The 4,126-nt window shown below is 47.7% G+C and carries 6 protein-coding genes; 2 read left to right on the forward strand and 4 right to left on the reverse strand.

Annotation, left to right across the window (positions count from 1 at the left end; all coding sequences use genetic code 11):
* The 3 genes from KVT36_RS33050 to pyrR form a co-directional block, all read right to left on the reverse strand.
* A partial coding sequence (locus KVT36_RS33050; protein ID WP_217607373.1) for a DMT family protein occupies window positions 1-103 on the reverse strand: 103 nt, incomplete at its 3' end.
* Window positions 104-109: 6 nt separating this feature from the next.
* A complete protein-coding gene (locus KVT36_RS31355) occupies window positions 110-1,048 on the reverse strand; it encodes an aspartate carbamoyltransferase catalytic subunit (RefSeq protein WP_217607369.1) in 939 nt (312 codons plus the stop codon).
* Between the two features lie 52 nt (window positions 1,049-1,100).
* Window positions 1,101-1,631, reverse strand: coding sequence for a bifunctional pyr operon transcriptional regulator/uracil phosphoribosyltransferase PyrR (gene pyrR / locus KVT36_RS31360; protein ID WP_089917158.1), 531 nt, complete (start codon window positions 1,629-1,631; stop codon window positions 1,101-1,103).
* A 163-nt stretch (window positions 1,632-1,794) separates the two neighbouring features.
* On the opposite strand from pyrR, the gene KVT36_RS31365 reads away from it, so the two are divergent.
* Window positions 1,795-2,436: a porin family protein gene (locus KVT36_RS31365; RefSeq protein ID WP_217607370.1), complete on the forward strand. Its 642-nt coding sequence runs from the start codon at window positions 1,795-1,797 to the stop codon at window positions 2,434-2,436.
* Window positions 2,437-2,495: 59 nt separating this feature from the next.
* Window positions 2,496-3,026, forward strand: coding sequence for a peroxiredoxin (locus KVT36_RS31370; RefSeq protein ID WP_217607371.1), 531 nt, complete (start codon window positions 2,496-2,498; stop codon window positions 3,024-3,026).
* Window positions 3,027-3,145: 119 nt separating this feature from the next.
* Here the strand turns inward: KVT36_RS31370 and metK are convergent.
* On the reverse strand, window positions 3,146-4,126 hold a 981-nt coding region (gene metK, locus KVT36_RS31375), incomplete at its 5' end, for a methionine adenosyltransferase (RefSeq protein ID WP_217607372.1).

Below are 4,126 nucleotides of genomic sequence, written 5' to 3' on the forward strand. Positions count from 1 at the left end.
TGAGGATCACCTTCCACAACACCATATCCTGGTGTTTGAAATGCCCGTCCCAGGCAAAGGTCATAAAGGTGTTGGAAACGATGAGGAGGAGTACTGTGCGCATGCCGTTTTATTCAGTATTCATTTTTTTGCCACCAGCCAGCAGATATAACACGGCCATCCGTATGGCCACGCCGTTCTCAACCTGGTTGAGGATGATGGACTGGCCGGAATCTGCCACATCGGAGCTGAGCTCTACCCCGCGGTTAATAGGCCCCGGGTGCATGATCACAATGTCTTTCTGCAGGCTGTCCAGCAGGCGGCGGTTTACACCGTATGCCAGGGAGTATTCCCGCAGGGAGGAGAACAGCGGGGTGTTCTGCCTTTCCAGCTGAATGCGCAGCACATTGGCCACATCGGCCCAGGCCAGCGCTTCACGGATGTTATAGGTAACGTTTACGCCTAAAGCTTTTTCAAGGTGCTTGGGTATCAGTGTAGGCGGGCCTACCACCGTTACTTCTGCACCCAGCTTTTTAAGGCAGTAAATGTTGGATAAGGCTACGCGGGAGTGCATGATATCGCCACAGATGGCTACCTTTTTACCGGTAACGCTGCCCAGCTTTTCACGGATGGAGAATGCATCCAGCAAAGCCTGCGTGGGATGTTCGTTAATCCCATCGCCTGCATTTACAATGGGCGCCTGTATGTGTTTGGACAGGAAGTGCGGCGCGCCGCTGGCTGAGTGCCGCATCACCACCATGTCTACCTTCATAGACAGGATGTTGTTGACGGTATCTATCAGCGTTTCGCCTTTAGAGACTGAAGAACCGGAAGCGGAGAAGTTGACCACATCCGCTCCCAACCGCTTTTCCGCCAGCTCAAAAGAGATGCGGGTACGCGTGGAGTTCTCAAAAAATACATTCACAATAGTAGTATCACGCAAGGTTGGAACCTTCTTAATCGGGCGTTGTAACACCTCTTTAAACTGATCAGCTGTTTGAAAAACAAGCTCTATATCCTGACGTTCCAGATCGCGTATGCCGAGTAGATGTTTTACGGAGAGTGACATTCTAAGGTGCAAATATACAGGTGAAAATTAAAATCCGGCTACCGAATTTTTACTATTCCAGTATGATCACTTCATCTTTACCGTCGCGCTCCTGCCAGAGCACCCGTACTTTTTCACTGATAATGGCATCAATGGTACGGCCGGTATAGTCTGGCTGAATGGGCAGCTGACGGGTAAAGCGGCGGTCTATCAGTACCAGCAGCTCCACTGTAGCCGGGCGGCCAAAATCCAGCATCGCATCCAATGCAGAGCGGATGGTGCGGCCGGTATACAGCACATCATCTATGAGCACTACCCGCTTATTCTCAATGGAAAAATTAATATCCGTTTCACTGGGTACATGCAAAGCGGCGCCTTTGTTAAAGTCATCGCGGTAAAAGGTAATATCCAGCTTACCATAAGGGATGGGCGTACCTGGCAGCAGCTTTTGCAGGGTATGGTGGATCCTGTCTGACAGGTAGATACCCCGGGGCTGCAAGCCTATCAGCACCGTATGCTCAAAGTGCAAATGCGTTTCTATGAGCTGGTGGCAAAGCCGGTCTATAGTAATGGCCAACTGCGTTCCATTCAGTATGGTTTTCAATGCTTGTAAAGTTTAAGGACCAAAAATAATAATTAAAACGCATTCACACTTTTTAACATTCCCTAAGGAAACAAATAACATTCTTTAACAATGTAATAGGTGTTTACTGATTAGATTGCTGCCTGTTCACAATCTATATTCATTCACTCAAAACCCATTTAGTATGCAGCGAACTTTAACGTTAGTTTGTATGGTAACCCTCCTGTTGTTTGTTCAATCCCAGGCCCGGGCGCAGGAACAGGAACCGTTTAAGAAAAATTTGATCGGGGGTAACCTCTCCTTTTTTACCTCCAATGCCGGTGGCACAGAGCCTAACGGTGGCAATTATGACGGTAAAACCTTTGCTATTAACGCCACCTATATTCATTACTTAAAGAAAAATATAGGTATTGGCGCATCCGTTGGCTACAATCATTATGCAACGGACTACCCGGACCTTAATATCACTACGTATAAACAAAACAGCTACGGCTTCCGGCCTTTTATCCGGTTTGATATCCCCCTCTGGCAAAGCCGTTTTTCTGTTTTTAATGACCTGGGCATTGGCGGCGACTATTCCAAATCGCAAAGCAACTATGGAACCGGTGAGCAAATAAATAGCAATACCTGGGGACTGGAAGCTTTTTATAATCCCGGGTTAATGTTCCGGCTTAAAAGCAACATCTCGCTACAGGCATCTTTTGCTTCTTTAGTGAGCTACAGTTACAGGAATCGTGGACATGCAGACGCCTATTCCCATTCCTTTGGTATTACGCCCAATCATAGTTTTAACGATCTGCAGTTCGGTATCAACTTTCTGTTTTAACTTGCTGCCTGTACCTGTTGTGCTGCCCTCACCGGCCGTACAGTTTAAATACAAGGCTTATGCAACTCAGAAAATTCATATTTAGCAGCCTGCTGCTGGCAGGTATCCTGCTGTTAGGCAGCTGTTCTACGCACTCCCAGGTAAAGGTAGGCTCTAAGGTGCCGGTGTTCCGGTTAAAAGACCAGGATGGAAATGTATTTGACCTTTCAACGGTCTTAGGCAAGCAGCCGTTAGTCATTTACTTTTATCCGAAAGATGAAACCAGCATCTGTACCAAGGAAGCCTGCTCTTTCCGGGATGCGTTTGAACAGTTTAAACAGTACGGCGCTAAGGTAATTGGGATCAGCAACGATGGGGTGCAATCCCACAAGGCATTTGCACAGCACCATCAGCTGCCTTTTACCTTATTAAGCGATACTGCCAATGATGTACGGAAATTATTTGGCGTGCCTAAAACCTTTGTATTCCCCGGGCGGGTAACGTATGTGGTGGATAAGAACGGCGTGGTGGTGCACCAGTTTAACTCCATGCGGGATGCGGAGAAGCATGTGAGTGAAGCGCTGGCAACGCTGCGCTCACTTAAGAATTAATAATCGTGGTGGTAGTTAGATCACGAAAATGTGATCATTGCAACTATCACCTATAAACGAAAAGTCCTGCATGTAACATGCAGGACTTTTTCTATTGAAGAACTAATCTTAATTATTAATTATAAGCCGAAGGCCTGTTTCACCTTATCCACATAATCCAGCTTCTCCCAGGTGAACAGCTCCACTTCCACTTTCTTCTCTGTTTGTTTGCCTTTATTAAACACCTTGGTCACTACCTGGCTATCGCGGCCCATGTGGCCATAAGCAGCAGTTTCACTGTAGATAGGGTTACGCAGCTTTAACCTTTGCTCAATAGAGTAAGGACGCAGGTCAAAGATCTCTTCTACCTTGCGGGCAATATCACCATCATTCAGCGTCACTTTTGCAGTACCATAAGTATTGATGTACAAACCGCAGGGTTTAGCAACGCCAATAGCGTAAGATACCTGTACCAGCACCTCATCGCACAAACCGGCAGCTACCAGGTTCTTGGCTATGTGGCGGGTGGCATATGCGGCAGAACGGTCTACCTTGGAAGGATCTTTACCGGAGAAAGCGCCACCACCGTGTGCACCTTTACCGCCATAGGTATCCACAATGATCTTGCGGCCGGTTAAGCCGGTATCACCATGCGGGCCGCCTATTACAAACTTGCCGGTAGGGTTAATGTGGTAAGTGATCTTGTCGTTGAACAGTGTTTGCAGCTCCGGTTTCAGCCTGGCTTTTACGCGGGGCACTACAATTTTGATCATATCTTCCTTGATCTTGGCCAGCATCTGCTCGTCCTTATCAAAATCATCGTGCTGGGTAGATATAACGATGGTGTCTATACGCACCGGTTTGTTATCATCGGAATATTCAATAGTTACCTGTGATTTGGCATCGGGGCGCAGGTATTTGATCTCTTTATTCTCGCGGCGTACAGCAGCCAGCTCCAGCAGCAGCTTATGCGCCAGGTCAAGGGCCAGGGGCATATAGTTATCTGTTTCGCGGCTGGCATAACCAAACATCATACCCTGGTCGCCGGCGCCCTGCTCTTCAGGATTCTTACGGTCTACGCCCTGGTTAATGTCAGGAGACTGTTCGTGAATAGCAGACAG

This window comes from Chitinophaga sp. GbtcB8 (assembly GCF_019091455.1).
Classification (GTDB): Bacteria; Bacteroidota; Bacteroidia; order Chitinophagales; family Chitinophagaceae; genus Chitinophaga.